The sequence below is a fragment of the Ruegeria sp. F11 genome, assembly GCF_056533855.1.
Genome location: NZ_JBQFOW010000010.1, coordinates 193,235 through 212,466 on the forward strand (window position 1 = coordinate 193,235; position 19,232 = coordinate 212,466).

Genomic DNA, 19,232 nt, shown 5'->3' on the forward strand with positions numbered 1-19,232 from the left:
TCAGTTCAGGCTGGCGCGCGTCGGAGTTTCCTGCAGCAGGTCGCCCCAATCGGTGCGATAGGCCATCTCTGCCAGAACGGTTTCGGGCAGGAATTCCTGATTTTGGCGAATTTGCCAGCCGCCACCGAGACCTTTGTAGACCGCGACCAGATTGCTCGACACCTCTTGCCGCGCCTGGATCAGATTGGCTTGGGACTGCAGCAGAGCCTCTTGCGTGTTCAGAATCCGCGAATAGCTGGCAATGCCGTCCGTGTACTGGCTGATAGCGATTTCTGCGGCCTTGCGCGAGGCTTCGACGCTTTGCTGATAGAACCCGACCTGCTTGCGCGCCTGCGCATAGGCGACCATGGCGCTTTCAACCTCGGAATAGGCAGTCAGGACCGTGTTTTGGTAATTCGCGATCAGCTCCTGATAGGCGGCATCCTGCGCGCGAACGTTGTTCTTGATCCGACCATAGTTCAGCACGTTCCAGACAACGCCTGCACTGGCAAGCCCGGTGGTGCTGTTGGAACTGAACAGATCGCGCCCACCGGATGCCTGCAACCCGATTGAGCCGGACAGAATAAACTGAGGGTAAAGATCGGCGATCGCAATCCCAACCTGCGCCGACTGTGTAGCTGCCGCCAATTCAGCAGCACGTACATCCGGGCGGCGGCGCAGCAACTCGGCCGGAACGCCAACCGCGACGTTGGACCGGGCAGACGGAATACGGCCCGAGCTACCAAGCAGGCTGGTCATGCGCGACGGCGTTGTACCCAGCAGAACGGCCAAAGCGTTCTTGGTCTGCTGCAGATCGCTTTCCAGTTCGGGTACCAGCGCCTTGGTATTGTTCAGCAGCGCCTTGGATTCCTGCACGTCCAATTCGGTCGTGACGCCATTGTTGAAACGTAGCTGGGTCAGGTCTGCCGATTGCTGCTGCAGGGCGATGTTCTCGCGCGCCACGATCAACGATTCCTGCAGAGCGCGGATATTCACGTAAAGCGCGGCCACGTCCCCGGTCAACGTCACCAGCGCGTCGTCGTAATTGGCCACCTGCAGTGCCAGATTGGATCTCGCCGCCTGAACTCCGCGCCGCTGTGCGCCCCAGACGTCCAGCTCCCACTGCGCATCGAAGCCGACCTGCGAGGTTGAGAACTCGGTATCAAGCGGGATGATGCGGTTGACGTCCGCAATGGGACCCAGATTTTCACTGATCTGGCGGCGCTCCAGCGACCCGCCGATGGCTTGCGACTGGGGATAAAGTTCACCAAACGCGATGCCAAGCTGCGCGCGGGCCTGCAGCACGCGCGCGCCCGCAACCTGCAGCGTGAGGTTCTGGGCATAAGCCTCGGCAATCAGCCTGTTCAGGGTCGGGTCGTTGAACGTCTCCCACCATTTCACAACTGGTGCACTACGCGAGGTCAGCCCGCTGCTCTGGCTGGCTTGGGGGCTGTTGGTCTCAATCCATTGCTTCACGACCGGAGAGTTCGGGCGCACGAAATCCGGCCCCACAGGGGTGCAGGCCGCCAGTACGGCGGCGCACAGGGCTGTTCCCATCAATCTGCGAAAGGATGTGGCCCGTGTCATGATATGCGTCCTCAAATATCCAGCGGTCGGATGAAGTTGGCGAAAGAGTAGAGACGGATGTTGATCCGCCGCAGGAACTCAAAGCTTTTGCCCTGACCGGTATAGATGGCTACGGCGGCGTGACCACCGGCGGGAAAGGTATGCCCCTCGGGAAGGTCGACGGTGATCTGAACCGCGATCCTGCCCGGCAGTTTGGGTGTTTCGAAACCGGGCAGGCGGCCCGAGGGCAGGTACTGGCCCTGACGGGTAGCCCACCAGATCGCCTCGACCTTGCCGGTCAGGATTTCGCCGGGATAGAGGTCAAGCGCCACTTCAACCTCCTGACCCGGCTCGACAAATTTCAGGTTCTGCTGGCGGAAGGTGGCCAGAATATAAGGGCTGTCCTCGGTGACAAAACTGGCGATGGCGCCAAGGCGGATATCGCCGACGACAAGCCCGGGGCGGGCCTGTTGCGAAACGATCATGCCGTTTTCGGGGGCATAAATCGTTGTGTTGTCGAGAAAATACTGCGCCTCATCCAACTGCGCCTGCGCCTGGATGATACCGGTATTCACCCCGTCGATCTGCGACTCCAAAGCAAGTTCGGCTTTCTTCAGGTTCGCCTCAGCCTGCTTGATCGAAGCCTCATCCTCGGCCACCTGTTCGGTCCATCTGTCCAATTCGTCTTGCCGTGCGCCGCCAGCAGGGACAAGGTTTTCGTACCGCGCCTGTTCGGTCAGCGCATAGGCCAACTGCGCATTGGCGCGCTGGACCGCTTCGGTCTTGGCGATGACGTCCTGTTCCAGAATTTTGGCATTCTGCTCAGCTGCAACTAGCTGCGCCTTGGCGTTGTCGACCGCCAGCGAAAACACCGTATCGTCAAAGCGGTACAGCGGATCGCCTTTGGTGACCTGCGTGTTGGGCTCGACCAGAACCTCGGTCAGTATGGTTGGCTGCGTCAGCTTCGGCACGATCTGAATGGTCGAGCGCACCACGTGGCTGTCGACCGTGAAGGGCTGAAAAAACCGCAGGGCAACAAGGAAGATCAACAGCAGATGTGCGCCCACCCAGAAGGAGACAATCCCCCACATGATGTTGAATTTCAGCCATTGAGCCTTGAAGAAAATGAACCAGACGAAGATGAGATAGAAAAGCGTAATGCCAAGGGCGACGAACATAGTGAGTTGATTCCTTTGGCCTTAGCTCTTCTGCGTCTCGTCTGACGCCTGGTATTCTTCTTTGACCGTGCCGCCCAAACGCTCGATATCCTTGCGAATAGCGTCTTTTTCCTCGTCCGGGCCGCGTCGGATGTCGACGGTCACGCCGTCATGGAAGGCCCACATAAAGGCATGAACCCACGGAACGACCGCCAAAAAGCCCATCCAGCCCATGATTTTGACCGCTTCGGCATGCGGATGATTGCGTTTAATCGCGATCCGTCCGGGCAGGCCCATGAGGAACAGGAACAGTGCCATCACCGCTGCCAAAAGCAGGATCAAAGCAACAAATGTCAGATAGTCGTAGTAGCCGAGTGGCTGCCCCAGTAGTCCCATGCTCGCGCCTCCTTACGGGAAGGTTGCCCCATCCTCAGATGTTGGTCCGACCTCGTCAATCTATTTGTAGACGGTTGGGGATTTTGCGCAAATTGTGATCCGGATCGGTACGGGTCAGGGATTGACCCGAACGGCGGTGTTCCATTCCGCGCAAGACCGGTTCAGCCGGGCTGGCAGCGCTTGGTCCGTGAAAAACACGTCCACGTCGTTGAGCGAGGCGATCCGGGCGGGGGCAGAGCGCTGGAATTTGGAATGGTCGGCCACAAGGAAAGTCTGCCGCGCCTGAGTGATGATCGTCTGGCTGACCAGAACCTCCTGAAAATCGAAATCCAGAAGGTCGCCATCGGTGTCCAGCGCCGAACAACCGATCACCGCGTAGTCGAACTTGAACTGGTTGATGATCGAAACGGTCAGATTGCCGACCAGCCCGCCGTCTGAACGGCGCAGGACCCCTCCGGCGACGACGATCTCGCAGTCGGGGTTTTCGACCAGAATATTGGCGACGTTCATGTTGTTGGTCACGACCATCAGGTTCTTGTGGGCCAGCATCTGCCGCGCAACGGCTTCGGTCGAGGTGCCGATATTCATGAAAACCGACGCGCCATCAGGAATCGCGGCGGCGCAGGCGCTGGCAATCCCGGCTTTGGCGTCTTCGTTCAGGGCGCGGCGGTCCTCGTAACCGATATTCGAGACACCGGATCGCAACACCGCGCCGCCATGAACCCGGTCCAGCTTGCCCATGTCCGACAACTCGGACAGGTCCCGGCGGATGGTCTGAACCGTCACATCGAACCGCGCGGCCAGATCGTCGACCGCGACGCGGCCGTTCTGTTTGGCGATCTCCAGAATGTCGGACTGGCGGAAGGAGAGGGACATAGAGGCTCCGATTCTCGGGTGTGTATTCGTTTTTGTTCCTTTCGGGTCGATTTGCAAGGTTTTGATCTGCAAATTGGCCAATCCTCGCCCCATTTAGGAATACCTTAACTGCTGAAACGAAAACAAACGAATAAAACAGTTGACGAACCGAGCGGCTGGCAGGCAAATGCGCCTAAGTTTCCAAGCATGGGGAATCATCCGGAAATGGATCAGCAGGACAATCAGATCACCGATCTGTTCATCATCGGCGGCGGGATCAACGGATGTGGCATCGCGCGCGATGCCGCCGGGCGCGGCTTGTCGGTGACGCTGGCCGAGATGAACGATCTGGCGTCGGCCACATCCTCGGCCTCGACCAAGCTGTTTCACGGTGGCCTGCGGTATCTTGAGTTCTTCGAGGTCCGTCTGGTCCGCGAGGCGCTGATTGAGCGGGAAACCCTGCTGCGCGCCATGCCGCATATCAGCTGGCCGATGCGGTTCGTCTTGCCGTATCACCCGGACATGCGGTTTGACGCGGAAACGCCGACCTCGAAACTGTTAAGCACGGTCATGCCTTGGATGCGCGGGCGGCGTCCGGCATGGCTGATCCGTCTGGGGTTGTTCCTGTACGATAACCTTGGTGGACGGAAGATTTTGCCGGGAACCTCGTCCTTGAACCTGCGTACCGCCCCCGAAGGCGCACCGCTGCAGGACAAGTTCGAAACGGCCTATGAATACTCCGACTGCTGGGTTGAGGATTCGCGCCTGGTCGTGCTGAACGCCCGAGATGCCGAGGCACGTGGGGCGGAAATATTGGTGCGGACCGAGGTGATCCGGGCTGAACGTGTCGATGACCTGTGGCATATCACACTCACGGACCGAAACAGTGGCGAGACCCGCGAGGTCAAGGCGCGGATGCTTATAAATGCGGGCGGGCCTTGGGTTGGTGACATCATTCAAAGCAAGATCCACGTGAACTCGCGCGAGGGGGTTCGTCTGGTCCGGGGTAGCCATATCGTGACGCGGAAGCTCTACGATCACGACAAGTGCTACTTCTTTCAGGGCGAGGATGGGCGCATTATCTTTGCCATCCCCTATGAGCAGGATTTTACCCTGATAGGTACAACGGACCAGGATCATTCGGACCCCTCGATCCCGCCGATCTGCACCGAGGCCGAACAGGATTACCTGTGTGCTTTTGCGACGAAGTATTTCGCTAAACCCGTGACGCGAGACGACATGGTCTGGACCTATTCGGGCGTGCGTCCGCTCTATGATGACGGGGCCAGCAGCGCGACGGCTGCCACGCGGGACTATACGCTGAAAGTGGACGCGCAGGGTGGGGCGCCGGTGCTAAACGTCTTTGGCGGCAAGATCACCACCTACCGTCGGTTGGCCGAAAGTGCTTTGGAAAAAGTGGCCGGGCATTTTTCAGACCTGCCCGGACCGTGGACTGCGGGCGTGGCATTACCGGGAGGGGATTTCCCGGTAGATGGTGTGCAAAGGCTGATCGACCGCCTGATGGCGGACTATCCCTTCCTTGATAAACGATGGGCCGCGCGATTGGTGCGCGCTTATGGAACCGAGGCGCGTTTGGTTCTGGGTGATGCAAAGGAAACCGCTGATTTGGGCGAGGATTTCGGTGCCACTCTGACCGCCCGCGAAGTGACCTGGCTGATGGACAAGGAATTCGCCCGCAAGGCCGAGGATGTGGTCTGGCGGCGCAACAAACTCGGCCTGCGTCTGGATACGGACCAGATTGAGCGATTGCAGTCGTGGATGAACCAACGCCGGAAGCCGGAAAAGGTTGCCTAAGAAAAAAGCCCCGCGTTTCAGCGGGGCTTTCTGATTCAGGTATCGCCGACATTAGGTGGTGCCTTCAGACGTATCTGGGCCTTTCCTGTTGGTGCCTTTGATCCACTCGCGCAGACCCTGCATCAGCGCATAAAGCACCGGCACAAGGATCACACCAACCAGCGTCGCCGCCAGCATGCCGCCAAACACGGCAACACCGATGGCCTTCTGGCTGGCCGCACCCGCGCCGCTGGCGGCGAGAAGTGGCACAACACCCAGCAGGAAGGACAGGGCGGTCATCATCACCGCGCGGAAACGCTGATAGGCGGCCTCGGCAGCGGCGTCCTTGATCGACAGGCCTTTGGCGCGCTGCTCCATCGCGAACTCGACGATCAGAATGCCGTTCTTTGAGGCAAGCCCCACCAGCATGATCATCCCGATCTGCGTATACAGGTTGATGTCACTGCCCACGACGGCCACAGCGGCAACCGCCCCGAACAAGGCTACAATCACCGACAGCAGGATCGACACCGGCATCGACCAGCTTTCGTATTGGCCCACAAGGAACAGGTAGCCGAACAGAATCGCCAGCCCGAGGATCACGATCACCAAACCTCCGGTCGCCAACTGCTGCTGCGCGGTTCCTGTCCATTCGAACGCATAGCCGGGGGGCAGGGCGGTTGCGGATTCTTCGGTCATTACATTGATCGCGTCGCCGCTGGACAGGCCCGGAGCTGGCACGGCGGTCACCGTCGCCGACCGGAACAGGTTGTGGCGTTTCAGCAGGACGGGGCCCAGAACATTCTCGATATCGATCAGAGTGCCTAGCGGCACCATTTCACCCTTGGTCGAGCGGACATATAGGTTGGAGATATCCTCGACATTGTCGCGATACGAGCCATCGGCCTGAATCATCACGCGGTAGACGCGCCCGAACAGGTTAAAGTCGTTCACGTAGTAGGACCCAAGCTGCGCCTGCATGGTCTGGAAAATCTCGGCCACCGACACCTGCAGCGTCTTGGCCTTTTCCCGGTCCAGATCGACAAACAATTGCGGCACGTTGGCCCGGAAGGTCGTGTAGGCCTGGCCGATTTCCGGCCTCTGGTTCGCCGCGTAAACAAACGAGCCAACGGCTGAGGCCAGATCCTGCGGTGAGCCGCCCCCGGTTTGCTGAACCTCCATTTCCACACCGGCGGACATGCCCAGACCCTGAATTGGGGGTGGGTTGAAGGCCACGATTGAGGCCGCGGACTCTCCATTGGCAATACCAAGCACCTTGCCGAGGATAGCATTGGCGCTCAGGTCATCCTCTTGCCGTTCTTCCCAATTGTCGAGGTTCACGAAGATAGCGGCCCCGTTGGTTGTGGTGCCGTTTAGCAGAGAGAAGCCGTTTACAAGCACAGTGCTTGCCACGCCCGGTATCTGCTGGATCTGCTCATCGACGCGGGCAGACACCGTTTCGGTCCGTTCCAGGGTTGCCGCGTCGGGCAACTGAATGTCCACGAACAGATAACCATTGTCCTCAAGCGGGATAAAGCCGCTTGAGGTGTTGGACATGATCGTGCCCGTTCCCATCGCCAGCGCCACGATCACACCCAGTGCAATGACAGGTAGGATCAGCAGTTTGCGCACGATGGCGACATACCCATTGCGCACGGTTCCGATGAAGCCTTCGAACAGCGCCAGAACCCCTTTGGGCGGGCCACTACGTGCCCGCAGAACCAAGCCACACAGGGCCGGGGACAGGGTCAGGGCGTTGATCGAAGAGATCACGACGGCGGTTGAAATCGTCACGGCGAACTGGGAATACAGCCGCCCCGAAATGCCGGGCATGAATGTGACAGGCACGAACACGGCCAGCAGAACCAGCGTGGTTGCGATGACCGGGCCGGTGATTTGACCCATCGCTTTACGCGTCGCTTCGGGCGGGGAAAGCCCTTCATCCGCGATGATCCGTTCGACGTTTTCGACCACAACGATGGCGTCATCCACCACGATGCCGATGGCCAGAACCAGCGCGAACAGCGAGATCGTGTTGAGCGACATTCCAAAGGCCAGAAGGAAGGCGAACGTCCCGATCAGCGAGACCGGGATCGCCACAGCGGGAATGATCGTCGCCCGCCAACTGCCAAGGAAGACGAACACGACCGAGATCACCAGAATGAAGGTCAGGATCAGGGTCGACACCACATCGTTCAAGGATTGTTCAACAAAATCCGTGGTGTTGAAGGGCACCTGATATTCGACATCCGTTGGGAAGGACCGCGACAGACGTTCAAGCTCGGCCTCGACGCGATCCGACACCGCAAGGGCGTTTGCGCCGGGGGCCTGATAGATGCCGATCACCGTGGCGGGTACGCTTTCGAAATAGCCCGAGGCTGAATAGAACTGCGCCCCCAGTTCGACCCGCGCGATGTCCTTCACACGCACGATTGCGCCCGCATCGCCGGTGCGGATCACGATATCTCCGAACTCCTCGGCCGAGGTCAGGCGGCCCTTGGTCTTGATCGTGTATTGAAAAGTCTGCCCCTCGGGCACCGGGGGGGCACCAATTGAACCTGCGGAGACCTCGATATTCTGTTCCCGGATGGCGTTAATCACGTCGCCCGGCGTGATCGACAGCGCGGTCATCTTGTCCGGGTCCATCCAGATACGCATCGCGTATTCCAGATTGGTCAGAACATCCGCCCGGCCAACCCCCTGAACCCGCGCCAGCGCGTCTTTGAGATTGATCGACGCGTAATTGGACAGGAACACACTGTCATACGTGCCGTTGGGCGAGGTCAGCGTCACCAGCAACAGCATGTTCGTCGATGCCTTTTGCGTGACCACGCCCGAGGATGTCACCTCGGTCGGCAGGGATGACATAGCCTGCGCAACGCGGTTCTGCACGTTGACCGAGGCGATGTCGGGGTCGGTGCCGACCTCGAAGGTGATATTCAGCGAATACGAGCCGTTATCCGAGGAGGTGGACGTCATGTAGATCATGTCGTCCACACCGTTCACCTGCGCCTCGATCGGGGCGGCGACGGTGTTCTCCACGGTCTCGGCGTTGGCACCGGTATAGGTGGTTGTGACGCTGACCACCGGCGGTGTGATGTCTGGGAACTGGGCAACCGGCAGAACCAGATAACCGATGCCGCCCATGATCGTCAGGACAAGCGAGATGACAAGCGCCAGCTTGGGCCGGCTGATGAACAGGGCAGAGAACATCCGTTATTCTCCCGGCTGCTCGGACGCGACGACCGCATCCACGGCAACGCCGGGGCGGACGCGCTGCAGGCCCTCGACAATCACGCTTTCACCTTCGCGCAAGCCTTCCGTAACGATGATGGCCGAGTCGACCGTGTCGCCGGTGGTGATATAGCGCTGCTCAACCATCTGCTTGTCGTTCACGACCAGAACGAACTCACCCCGCTGATCGCGCTGCAGCGCTGCCTGCGGGACCAGCACTTGCAACGTGGGTTCCAGCGCCTCGATCTGAACGTTCAGGAACGCTCCGTCGATGATCAGCCGGTCGGTGTTGTCGAATTCCGCGCGGACGGTGATAGCCCCTGTCAGAGGGTCGATCCTGTTGTCCACGAACACGATTTCTCCGGTTTCGTCCAGCTTGGTTCCATTGGGCAATGTCACGTGCACATTGGGGCTTTTGTCGCTGTCGGCCAGCGTGCTGGGGTTCTCGCCAACCTGTTGAAGAACGGATGTAAATTGCTTTTCGTTCAGCGAGAAATTCACATAGATCGGTGCTTCGCTGACCAGATTGACCAAAGGCGGGTTTGTCGGGCCGACAACGTCCCCGACACTGGTCGCCACGCGCCCGATGCGACCGGTGAAGGGGGCGCTGATCTTGGTGTAGCTCAGGTCCAACTGAGCCTGCTGGATCGCGGCATTGGCCGCTTTGACCTCGGCTTCGGCCACCAACTCGTTCGCGCGGGCGATGTCGCGTTCGGATTCCGGGGTGGCTTCGCGTTTGAACAGTTCTTCTTTCCGGGCCAGATCGACCTTTGCCAGCTCCAGATTGGCCTCAGCCCGGTCCAGATCTGCTTTGCGGGCTTCCAGCGTGGCTTCGTACAGGTCCGGTTCGATGGTGAACAGCAGATCGCCCTCGTTCACCAATGCGCCGTCTTCGACCTCTTGACTGTCAAGGAAACCGCTTACACGGGCGACGATATCGACCTTGTCAATGGCCTCGGCGCGGCCAATAAAGACGGCCTCGGCGGTGATTTCCTGAGTATAGGCTGCAGCAATCGACACTTTCGGAGGCGGCGCATCGCTTTGGTCTTGCGCTAAGGCCTGATGTGCCATGCCCAAACAGGCCACTACGGCAATTGCCTTGGCGGGTCCGGCTGTGCGGAAAGGTGTTTTCGTCAATGCAAGGGACATGGCGCAAGCCTCATTGGAACTAAGGATTTAAGCGCCGGGGCAGGCAGAGTGCGCCGGCGAGTCGATTGAATTCCCGGTCAGGATGGCGGTTTTGCGATCATATCTCAAGCTTCTTGAATACGATACGCGACGGGTCGGTTCGGGAAATTTCGTCATATGTCGGCAGACTTAGGCAGAACAGCCGGTGCTGACTCCGGTCCATTCGCAGGTTGAGCACGAAAAATGCGGAGGCCCGGCGGCCTCCGCTTTCTATACCCGTCTTGGGGCGTGCTTAGCTGCGCGTGCCCGCGAAGCGTGTCTGCCAGTCTTCGCGCTGCTCGTCGGTGATCTTGGCGAACAGAACATCCGGCACCGAAAACGCATGCCCGGCGGGCAAGGCGTTCAGCGCGGCCTCGACATCGTCGGGCCAGCTTGTGTCCAGCGTGTTCATCGCGCTCAGCATCCGGGCCGAGGTTTCGGGAATGAACGGCGCGCTAAGCACGGTATACAGCCGGATCAGGTTAAGACCCAGCCGCACCTGCGCGGCGGCCTGTTCGGGGTTTTCCTTATAGGTCGACCACGGCGCGGCTGACTGCAGATATTCGTTGCCCGCAACCCAGATGGCCCGCAACTCCTGCGCGGATTTGCGAACTTCCATCGCCTCCATATGCCCTTCATAGGCGCGGACGCGCTGGGTGAGTTCTTCGATCAGCGCCTGTTCGCGTTCGCCATAGCTGCCGCCTTGGGGCACCGCCTCGCCGAATTTCGAGCGGCAGAATTTGGTGATCCGGCTGACGAAATTGCCGAGAACATCGGCGAGGTCCTTGTTCACCGATTGCTGGAAATTCTCCCACGTGAACTCACTGTCGCTGCTCTCGGGCGCATGGCTCAGCAGCCACCAGCGCCAGTAGTCAGCGGGCAGAATCTCTAGCGCCTGATCCATAAACACGCCACGGCCCTGGCTGGTCGAGAACTGGCCGCCATCATAGTTCAGGTAGTTGAAGGATTTCAGGTGATCGACCATCTTCCACGGCTCGCCCGAGCCCAGAATGGTGGCCGGGAAGCTAAGCGTGTGGAAGGGTACGTTGTCCTTGCCCATGAACTGGACATAGCGCACGTCATCCGCGCCCTTGTCGGTGCGCCACCAGCGTTCCCATTCGGCATCCGATTTGCCAGTGGAATCAGCCCATTCCTTGGCGCAGGCGATGTATTCGATGGGGGCATCGAACCAGACATAGAAGACTTTGCCCTCCATCCCGGGCCAGTCCTGATCACCCTTCTTGACGGGCACACCCCAGTCCAGATCGCGGGTGATGCCGCGATCCTGCAGGCCGTCGCCGTCATGCAGCCACTTCTTGGCAATCGAAGTGGTCAGGATCGGCCAATCCGTCTTGCTGTCGATCCAAGCATCCAGTTGATCCTTCATCGCCGACTGGCGCAGGTACAGGTGCTTGGTTTCGCGCACCTCAAGATCGGTCGAGCCGGAAATCGCGCTGCGCGGCTCGATCAGATCGGTGGGGTCCAACTGTTTGGTGCAGTTCTCGCACTGATCGCCGCGCGCACGGTCATAGCCGCAATTGGGGCAGGTGCCCTCGATATAGCGATCCGGCAGAAACCGGCCATCGGCGTTGGAATAGACCTGTTTTTCGCTGACTTCGCGGATCAGGCCCGCATCATCCAGCTTTCCCGCAAAATGCTGGGTCAGGCGCTTGTTCTGCTCGCTGGACGAACGGCCAAAGTGATCGAAGCTCAGGCCAAAGCGCTGCGCGATATCGGCCTGCACCGCATACATATCGGCGCAATACTCAGCCACAGGCTTACCGGCCTTAGCTGCTGCCAGTTCCGCCGGGGTGCCGTGCTCATCCGTGGCGCATAGGAACATGACCTCATTCCCACTGCCACGCTGGTAGCGCGCGTACAGATCGGCGGGCAATTGCGAGCCGATAAGATTGCCGAGGTGCTTGATCCCGTTGATGTATGGGATCGCCGAGGTGATGAGAATCCGAGCCATGTTCCGTATCCGCGTGTCTGTCTGCGCGCCCGTCTACATGAAGTCACTGCCCAGCAAAACCCCGCGTTTGGATTTCCTTGTCTAACGCCCTTCGCTCGACCGGTTCAGCAGCCGACCGATCAGGAACGAGGTGCGCGGCGCATACACATAATGCGTGCGTTCGTCCGGTGTCGGGCGTGATCGCATACGGGCAAGACCGAACAGGATCAGAAAGATGTGACCCATGGCGACAAAGGCAAACAGCGCGCCCGGTCCGAACTGTGTGATCAGCGTGGAGGAGACGTAGGGCGATGCGATCGCCCCCAACGCGTACCAGAACATCAGCGCCGCCGACAACTCGACCCGCTGCTCGGTGGTGGCAAAGTCGTTGGCATGGGCCGATGAGACCGAGAAGATCGGAAAGGTGGTCAGCCCGAACACGCCCGCCGCCAGCATGACGCCAAGGGTTCCGGTGCCGCTGGCGGCCATGGTGATGCCGCAACTCAGCACTGCTGCCGCCGACAACCAGATCAGCACCCAGCGCCGGTCATACTTGTCGGCCAGCCAGCCAAGCGGGTATTGCGCCAGCGCGCCGCCCAGAACGAATGACGCGAGGAAGAAGGCGATCTGGTCAACGCCCAGACCGACCTCTTGCCCGTAGATGGGGCCGACCATCCGGAACGACGCGGAACTGAGCGCGGCGACGATCACACCAGCAACTGCCAGTGGTGAACTGGTCCAGGCCAGTTTGGGCCGCAGGCGAGGCGCATCAGGTGTGGCGGGCTGGCTGGCGCGGGTCAGGGTTAGCGGCAGCAGCGAGGCGCAGCACAGGATTGCCAGCAGGTTATACGACACGTAAGAGGCGGGCGGCAGCACCGCGATGATCAGCTGCGCGCATAGCGACGCGCCCATATCCGCGATACGATAAGTGCCCATGGCACGCCCGCGCGTCTCGTTCGTGACCTTGGCGTTCAGCCAGGCTTCGATCACCGTGTAACTCCCGGCGACACAGGTGCCCGAGGCGATGCGCAGGGCGGCCCAGATATATGGGTTTTCCGTCAGCGTATGGCCCAGCAGGCCCATCGCTCCCAGGGCGGTGCAGACCGCAAAGGCGCGCGAATGGCCCACGCTGCCCATCAGCCGGGGCGCCCACCAGCAGCCGATAAAAAACCCAAGGAAATGCGCCGATCCCAGCAGACCGATCTGCTCGGTCGAGAAGTTCAGCGTCAGGCCCGAGATCGCATCCAGCGGCCCTACGCCTCCGGTCGAAAGCTGCAGCAGAATGACGGAAAGAAAAAGGGCGGCAAAGGAAATGATCGTTCGCATGGGGGTCAGGGTGACGATATCGGGGCGGGATGCACGCGCCTATTCGACTTTATCGCGTCGTTTTTTGTCAATCGCGGTCTAACCCGCCGATAGGATTTTGGCGTGGATGTCCAGACCGACGGTTTCGCGCACCAGATCGTCATAGCCCGAAGCACCAAAGTCATGCCGGTTCAGCGCGCCGGTCAGTCTTATGCTCAACTGGTCCAGATCATCTGCCGCCGTGCCCGGTGGGCGGTACAGGCTGGCGTCCAACGTGATCGGCCGGGTCACACCGCGAACCGTCAGATTGCCGCTGATCCGGGCCCCGTCCGAAATCCGCCCCTCGGGGCCCAGTTGCACATCGGTTGAGACAAAGCGGATTGTCGGATGGCTTTCCGCGTCCAGCACCGTTTGCCCCAGCATCGGCGACCGGGCAAAGGGCAGTTTGGTCTGGGCTTTGCTGACGTCCAAAACAACCTCGACCTGACTGTTTTGCAGGCGGCGGGTGTCAATCTTGATGTCCGCCGACCGGACCGGCATGTATCCGGTCTGAGGGATGCCCGACAGAACAAAGGTAAAGCCGACCTTCGTGCCATCGGTCGACAGCACATAAGGCGTCACCGCCGCCTGAGCGGGCCGGGACAGGGGAAGGGCGGCAAGGCCTGCTATGACGGTGCGCCTGTTCACTGTGCTCATGCGAGTACCTCATGTTCTTTGGGTCGAGACCGTTTCAACAGCATCAGAACGATGGCGATGTTCAGGCCGTTCCACAGGATGCCGTTCACGAAGGCCAGTTGGTAACTGCCAGTGACGTCGTAAATCCAACCCGACAACCAGCCGCCCAGAGCCATGCCGAGAATGGTCATCATCATGACAAAACCGACCCGTGCGCCAGCCTCTTGTGGTGGCATGTATTCACGCACGATCAGCGCATAGCTGGGGACTATACCACCCTGTGCGAGGCCGAACAGCAGGCTGATGATGTAAAGCGGTACCATCCCGTCATAGGGCAGGAACAGAAACAGGGCGATGCACTGCAGGATCGACCCGATCAGAAGCGTCAGGACACCTCCAAGCCGATCCGCGACAAGGCCCGAAATAATGCGGCTGACCACGCCGCCCAACAGCATCAGCGACAGCATCTCGGCCCCAACCGCTGGGCCGTATCCCAGACCCACGCAGTACGACACGATATGAACCTGCGGCATCGACATGGCCACACAGCAGCCGATCCCGGCTATCCCGAGGATGTATTGCAGCGCGCGAGGCGAAATCCCCACGCTGCGGGCATTGATTTGCGCGGTTGCGGCGGCGGTGCTGTGAGCCTCAACCGGGACCTGACGGCGCAGCAGCAGGGACAGGGGGATAACGACGATCAGGGTCAGTACAGCCAGCGTCAGATAGACCTGCTGCCAACCATCGCGCGCCAGGATGTCCGACAGCATCGTGGGCCAGATCGCCCCGGACAGGTAGTTGCCGCTGGCCACCAGCGCCACGGCGATCCCGCGTCGGCGCAGGAACCAGTGCGAGATGTCGGCGATCAAAGGGCCGAAACCCACTGCTGTTCCCAGGCCCAGCAGCAGATGCGCCGCAGAGAGCATCGCGATGTTCGGGGCCAGCGTCGCCAGCAGGTAGCTGATGGCGCTCAGGATTGCGGCACCGATCAGCGCCTTGGTCACGCCCAGCCGATCTACAAGTTGCCCCAGCCACATATTCCCCAGCGCGAAACCGATCATGGCGAGCGTGTAGGGCATCGAGGCCTCGGCACGCCCTGCGCCGAACTCGGCCTCGACCGCAGGCATCACCACAATGACCGCCCACATGCCCACATTCGCCACCGTGGCGATGGCGAGCGTGATCAGAAGGCGTAGCCAGGAATAGCGGCTGTCATGGATCGGATGACTCATGCCGTGACGCTAGGGGGCGGGCAGGGCGTTGGCCAGTCACTTCTTGCGTGATCGGGTGCAGGGATCACGCCAAAACATCCTCGGCTCCGGCCCGCGTCAGGTTCAGCCCGGCGCGCGGTCTGGTCTGGGTGGCGTGCCACGTGACCGGGGGCAGGGCGCGGGCGCGGCGGCGGGTCAGGGTCCAGCGTCGCGCCTCGGCCTGATGGGCGGCGGCCATGTGCCAGCGCGTCTCAACCCCTTGCGCGCCGCCATCGCCGGGGGTCAGCAACACCCCCAGCGGTGGCCGCCCCATCGCACCGCCCTGTTCGGCAGCCAGATGCATCCGGCGCACCGGCGTCAGCCCCGGCGGACCGGGCAGGTCGCCGATGATCAGCGGGATGGCCCCGCTGCGCAGTGCCTCTTCCATGCACCACAGCAGGTCTTCGGCGCGGGTGGGGCGGACGAAGATAAATCGGGCGGGATCGGCAAAGGGCATCATCCCGTCGGGGTTCAACTGGCCGGGCTCCCACGCGGGGGAAATCCACAGAACCGGCCCCTGCGCCTGACCGGCCAGCCACATGGCAAAGCTGCGCCGGGCGGGGCCGCAGGCCTCGTGCACGCGGCCCAATTGCAGGGTGATCCCGGTATGAAGCGTCAACCCGGGCGCGGTGCGCGCAGGCTTTTGACCAAGAAGCTGAGCAGACATGGCCCAACGCTATCATGTTCTCACTTTGTTCTCAAGATGTGACCGCGCTTAGCGGGACAAAATCAACCGGCCATCAGCGAACTGAACATTGGAAAACCGATGCAGGTAATCCATGCCGAGCAGAGATTTGTCCAACTCACCTTCATTGATCCAGGCGGAAATACCGGTGTCCCGGATCGGACCCAGCGCAAGGCTGTCCAGGCGGACCGGGGCTGTGCGCACAATGCCATTTGCGGTCGAGGCGCGGCCGATATAGTTCAACTGATCCGGGTCGATCCCAACGCGCTCGGCGTCCTGTGCGCTGAGCACGATCTGGCTGGCCCCGGTGTCGACCAGAAAGGTGATCGGCTCTCCGTTCACCAGCAACGGCAAGTAATAATGCCCGTCAAAAGCGCGGGGCACCTCGATGGTGTTTCCCGTCACCGCCATCTGAGGCGTGGTGCCAACGGTCGAGCGGATATCGTCCCACAGGCCCACCACGGCAATAACGCCGATGAAGATAAACACCCAGGCCAGAACCTGCTGCAGGGTCTTGCCCAGCGATTGCCGGTTGTGGGTGAAGAACCACATCAGCAGGACCGCTCCCAGCACAACCAGATAGGTCAAACGCCCGATTTCATAACCATCCATACCTTCACCCGGAAAAAGCTCTTATGCCCTCGATATGGGAATTCAGGATGCAAAACCAAAGGCCTTAAGGCCATCCAGAATGAACTGAACCGACAGTGCGGCCAGCAGCATACCCAACAGACGGGTCAACACGTTCAGCCCGGTCTTGCCCAACAGCCGTGCCACCGCGCCCGAGGTCAGATAAGTCACGAAGACCATCGCCACCACGATCAGCATCATACCGATGACGATGGCCAGCCCCTCGATCCCCGGCGTCTGACCGGCCAACAGGATCATCGTGGCAATCGCGCCAGGGCCTGCGATCAAGGGGATGCCAAGGGGAAAGACCGAGGGGTCAGGGTGTTCTTCCTCTTCCGCACTGTTTTCGCGCCGTTTGGTGCGGCGCTCGAACAGCATGTCGAGTGCGGTCAGGAACAGCAGCACGCCGCCTGCCACGCGGAACGCTTCCATCGAGATGCCGATGAATCCCAGCACCGCCTCGCCAAAGGCGGCGAACATGGCGAGAATCCCGGCGGCGGTCAGACAGGCGCGGATGGCGATCACGCGGCGCATCTGCCGGTCCATGCCCTGGGTCAGCGCCACAAAGATCGGCGTCTGCGCCGGGGGGTCGATCACCACCAACAGCGTGGTGAACGAGGTTATCAGGAAGGCGGTGTCGTTCATGCTGCATTCTCTGCTTGTTCAAGCCGTTCGGCGGCGGCGACCCACAGCGCCTCGGCCTTTTGCATCGCTTCGGTGACTTCCGCGAACTTTCGGTTCCAGGTTTCCAGATCGTTGATCTTGTCGTCTTCGTACAGCGTCGGGTCCGCCAGCTTGGCTGAGAGTTTCTCGTGCATATCCATCAGCTTTTCGATCCGGTCCTCGCATTTGCGCAGGTCGGCACGCAGGGCCAGCATCGCGTCGCGCGACGGGCGCTTGGGCTTGGCCGCCGGCTTTTCCTTTACCGGCTTGTCGCGGGCCAGCAGCATGGCGCGATAGGCTTCGAGGTCTCCGTCGAACGGCTTGACCGTCCCGTCCGAGACCAGCCACAGCCGGTCCGCCACAAGCGACAGCAGGTGCATGTCATGGCTGACCAGAATGACCGCGCCGGAATAGGCGGTCAGCGCCTCGACCAGCGCCTCGCGGCTTTCGATGTCCAGATGGTTGGTGGGTTCATCGAGGATCAGCATATGCGGCGCATCGATGGTGGCGATCAGCAGCGACAGCCGCGCCTTTTGCCCCCCCGACAGACGCCCAACCTCGGTCTCGGCCTGATCCGCGTTCAGCCCGAACCCGGCCAGACGCGAGCGCCATTTGCCCGGAGCCTCGTCCGGGCGCAGGCGGCGCAGGTGGTCCAGCGGGGTCTCGTCTACATACAGCTCGTCCACCTGATGTTGCGCGAAATAGCCGATGCGCAGCTTGTTGCTGCGAGTCATCTTGCCCGCCATCAGCGGTAGGCGGTTGGACAGCAGTTTGGAGAGGGTCGATTTGCCCTGACCGTTCTTGCCCAGCAGGGCGATGCGGTCGTCCTGATCGATGCGCAGGTTCAGACGGCGCAGCACTTCGGTTTCGCCATAGCCGGTCACGCCGCCCTCAAGCTGGATGATCGGCGGCGACAGGTCCTCGGGCGTGGGGAAGGTGAAGGCACGCAGGGCGGCCTCTTGCGGGGTCGAGACCAGTTGGATGCGTTCGATCATCTTCAAACGTGACTGGGCCTGAACCGCCTTGGATGCCTTATAGCGGAAGCGGTCCACATAGCTTTGCAGATGCGCGATGCGGGCCTTGGCCTTGGCGTTCTCGGATTCCGCCTGCGCCAGACGTTCGGCGCGGCGCTCGGCGAATTTGTCGTAAGGCACGGCATAGTAGGTGAGCTTGCGATCTTCCAGATGCAGGATCGAGCCCACGGCGCGGTTCAACAGCCCTCGGTCGTGACTGATGATGATGACCGTGTGCGGGTATTTCGCCAGATAGCTTTCCAGCCACAGCGCGCCTTCGAGGTCCAGATAGTTGGTCGGTTCGTCCAGCAGCAGCAGGTCGGGCTGCGCAAACAGCACCGCCGCCAAAGCGACGCGCATTCGCCAGCCGCCCGAGAAATCCGAACAGGGTTTCAACTGATCGTCGTCATCGAATCCCAACCCTTTGAGGATCGACGCGGCGCGCGCCTCGGCAGACCAGGCGTCGATATCGGTCAGACGTGTTTGGATCTCGGCAATCCGCGCGGGGTCTTCGGCAACATCCGCCTCGGCCATCAGGGCGGCACGTTCGGTGTCAGCGGCCAGAACGGTATCGATCAGGGAGACATCGGACGAGGGCACCTCTTGCGCGACCCCGCCGATGCGCGCGCGTTTCGGGACCGAGATATTGCCCGATTCCAGCGCCAACTCGCCCCGGATCAGGCGGAACAGCGTGGTCTTGCCGGTACCGTTGCGCCCCACCAGACCCACCTTGTGGCCATCGGGAATCGTGGCGCTGGCCCCGTCAAACAGAGGGCGGCCTTCGACGGCGTATGTGATATCCTCGATCTGTAACATGGGGCGCTCTTAACAGAGCATGCGGCGGCCCGCCAGCGGCTCGGTATGTTCAGGGCGCAGAGGTGGCATGTTCAATTCGCGGGCGATGTGATAGCG

Annotated in this window: 15 protein-coding genes; 1 reads left to right on the forward strand and 14 read right to left on the reverse strand. The window is 60.9% G+C overall.

Going from position 1 to position 19,232, the window contains the following annotated elements; translation table 11 throughout:
- The 4 genes from ACR0NJ_RS15125 to ACR0NJ_RS15140 form a co-directional block, all read right to left on the reverse strand.
- Nucleotides 1-1,566 (reverse strand): efflux transporter outer membrane subunit, encoded by a 1,566-nt coding sequence (locus ACR0NJ_RS15125; RefSeq protein ID WP_480817966.1) that lies wholly within the window; start codon nt 1,564-1,566, stop codon nt 1-3.
- An 11-nt stretch (nt 1,567-1,577) separates the two neighbouring features.
- Nucleotides 1,578-2,723 carry an HlyD family secretion protein gene (locus tag ACR0NJ_RS15130; RefSeq protein ID WP_480817967.1) on the reverse strand — a complete coding sequence of 382 codons (1,146 nt, stop codon included), beginning with the start codon at nt 2,721-2,723 and terminating at the stop codon, nt 1,578-1,580.
- A gap of 21 nt (nt 2,724-2,744) precedes the next feature.
- Nucleotides 2,745-3,098 (reverse strand): DUF3302 domain-containing protein, encoded by a 354-nt coding sequence (locus ACR0NJ_RS15135; protein ID WP_480610323.1) that lies wholly within the window; start codon nt 3,096-3,098, stop codon nt 2,745-2,747.
- Between the two features lie 114 nt (nt 3,099-3,212).
- Nucleotides 3,213-3,974, reverse strand: coding sequence for a DeoR/GlpR family DNA-binding transcription regulator (locus ACR0NJ_RS15140; RefSeq protein ID WP_480817968.1), 762 nt, complete (start codon nt 3,972-3,974; stop codon nt 3,213-3,215).
- A 186-nt stretch (nt 3,975-4,160) separates the two neighbouring features.
- On the opposite strand from ACR0NJ_RS15140, the gene glpD reads away from it, so the two are divergent.
- Nucleotides 4,161-5,768, forward strand: coding sequence for a glycerol-3-phosphate dehydrogenase (gene glpD, locus ACR0NJ_RS15145; protein WP_480817969.1), 1,608 nt, complete (start codon nt 4,161-4,163; stop codon nt 5,766-5,768).
- A gap of 51 nt (nt 5,769-5,819) precedes the next feature.
- Here the strand turns inward: glpD and ACR0NJ_RS15150 are convergent, their stop codons facing one another.
- The 10 genes from ACR0NJ_RS15150 to ACR0NJ_RS15195 all read right to left on the reverse strand — a co-directional run bounded on the left by ACR0NJ_RS15150 (nt 5,820) and on the right by ACR0NJ_RS15195 (nt 19,136).
- Nucleotides 5,820-8,960 (reverse strand): efflux RND transporter permease subunit, encoded by a 3,141-nt coding sequence (locus ACR0NJ_RS15150; protein ID WP_480817970.1) that lies wholly within the window; start codon nt 8,958-8,960, stop codon nt 5,820-5,822.
- Between the two features lie 3 nt (nt 8,961-8,963).
- On the reverse strand, nt 8,964-10,130 hold the full coding sequence (locus tag ACR0NJ_RS15155; protein ID WP_480817971.1) for an efflux RND transporter periplasmic adaptor subunit: 1,167 nt from the start codon (nt 10,128-10,130) through the stop codon (nt 8,964-8,966).
- A 271-nt stretch (nt 10,131-10,401) separates the two neighbouring features.
- Nucleotides 10,402-12,120, reverse strand: coding sequence for a methionine--tRNA ligase (metG, locus tag ACR0NJ_RS15160; protein WP_480817972.1), 1,719 nt, complete (start codon nt 12,118-12,120; stop codon nt 10,402-10,404).
- 81 nt (nt 12,121-12,201) lie between these two features.
- Complete coding sequence (locus tag ACR0NJ_RS15165) at nt 12,202-13,425, reverse strand: MFS transporter (RefSeq protein WP_480817973.1); 1,224 nt, start codon at nt 13,423-13,425, stop codon at nt 12,202-12,204.
- Nucleotides 13,426-13,503: 78 nt separating this feature from the next.
- A complete protein-coding gene (locus ACR0NJ_RS15170) occupies nt 13,504-14,100 on the reverse strand; it encodes a YceI family protein (RefSeq protein WP_480817974.1) in 597 nt (198 codons plus the stop codon).
- Entirely contained in the window at nt 14,097-15,311 is a 1,215-nt protein-coding gene (locus tag ACR0NJ_RS15175) for an MFS transporter (RefSeq protein WP_480817975.1), read from the reverse strand. The genes ACR0NJ_RS15170 and ACR0NJ_RS15175 overlap by 4 nt, the downstream gene beginning before the upstream one ends.
- Nucleotides 15,312-15,375: 64 nt before the next feature.
- The gene (locus ACR0NJ_RS15180; protein ID WP_480817976.1) at nt 15,376-15,996 is read right to left on the reverse strand and encodes an ImuA family protein; all 621 of its coding nucleotides are present in this window, start codon (nt 15,994-15,996) and stop codon (nt 15,376-15,378) included.
- A gap of 48 nt (nt 15,997-16,044) precedes the next feature.
- On the reverse strand, nt 16,045-16,626 hold the full coding sequence (locus ACR0NJ_RS15185) for a retropepsin-like aspartic protease family protein (RefSeq protein ID WP_480817977.1): 582 nt from the start codon (nt 16,624-16,626) through the stop codon (nt 16,045-16,047).
- A gap of 42 nt (nt 16,627-16,668) precedes the next feature.
- Nucleotides 16,669-17,289: a MarC family protein gene (locus ACR0NJ_RS15190; protein WP_480817978.1), complete on the reverse strand. Its 621-nt coding sequence runs from the start codon at nt 17,287-17,289 to the stop codon at nt 16,669-16,671.
- Nucleotides 17,286-19,136 (reverse strand): ABC-F family ATP-binding cassette domain-containing protein, encoded by a 1,851-nt coding sequence (locus ACR0NJ_RS15195; RefSeq protein WP_480817979.1) that lies wholly within the window; start codon nt 19,134-19,136, stop codon nt 17,286-17,288. Before ACR0NJ_RS15195 ends, ACR0NJ_RS15190 begins: the two co-directional genes overlap by 4 nt.
- Nucleotides 19,137-19,232 lie beyond the last annotated feature (96 nt).

Bases quoted from the DNA above. Each gene is read 5' to 3' on its own strand.
- ACR0NJ_RS15155 (WP_480817971.1), bottom strand. From the start codon at position 10,130: ATGTCCCTTGCATTGACGAAAACACCTTTCCGCACAGCCGGACCCGCC.
- ACR0NJ_RS15130 (WP_480817967.1), bottom strand. From the start codon at position 2,723: ATGTTCGTCGCCCTTGGCATTACGCTTTTCTATCTCATCTTCGTCTGG.
- ACR0NJ_RS15185 (WP_480817977.1), bottom strand. From the start codon at position 16,626: ATGGATGGTTATGAAATCGGGCGTTTGACCTATCTGGTTGTGCTGGGA.
- glpD (WP_480817969.1), top strand. From the start codon at position 4,161: ATGGGGAATCATCCGGAAATGGATCAGCAGGACAATCAGATCACCGAT.
- ACR0NJ_RS15150 (WP_480817970.1), bottom strand. From the start codon at position 8,960: ATGTTCTCTGCCCTGTTCATCAGCCGGCCCAAGCTGGCGCTTGTCATC.
- ACR0NJ_RS15175 (WP_480817975.1), bottom strand. From the start codon at position 15,311: ATGAGTCATCCGATCCATGACAGCCGCTATTCCTGGCTACGCCTTCTG.
- metG (WP_480817972.1), bottom strand. From the start codon at position 12,120: ATGGCTCGGATTCTCATCACCTCGGCGATCCCATACATCAACGGGATC.
- ACR0NJ_RS15195 (WP_480817979.1), bottom strand. From the start codon at position 19,136: ATGTTACAGATCGAGGATATCACATACGCCGTCGAAGGCCGCCCTCTG.
- ACR0NJ_RS15180 (WP_480817976.1), bottom strand. From the start codon at position 15,996: ATGTCTGCTCAGCTTCTTGGTCAAAAGCCTGCGCGCACCGCGCCCGGG.
- ACR0NJ_RS15140 (WP_480817968.1), bottom strand. From the start codon at position 3,974: ATGTCCCTCTCCTTCCGCCAGTCCGACATTCTGGAGATCGCCAAACAG.
- ACR0NJ_RS15190 (WP_480817978.1), bottom strand. From the start codon at position 17,289: ATGAACGACACCGCCTTCCTGATAACCTCGTTCACCACGCTGTTGGTG.
- ACR0NJ_RS15165 (WP_480817973.1), bottom strand. From the start codon at position 13,425: ATGCGAACGATCATTTCCTTTGCCGCCCTTTTTCTTTCCGTCATTCTG.
- ACR0NJ_RS15170 (WP_480817974.1), bottom strand. From the start codon at position 14,100: ATGAGCACAGTGAACAGGCGCACCGTCATAGCAGGCCTTGCCGCCCTT.
- ACR0NJ_RS15125 (WP_480817966.1), bottom strand. From the start codon at position 1,566: ATGACACGGGCCACATCCTTTCGCAGATTGATGGGAACAGCCCTGTGC.
- ACR0NJ_RS15135 (WP_480610323.1), bottom strand. From the start codon at position 3,098: ATGGGACTACTGGGGCAGCCACTCGGCTACTACGACTATCTGACATTT.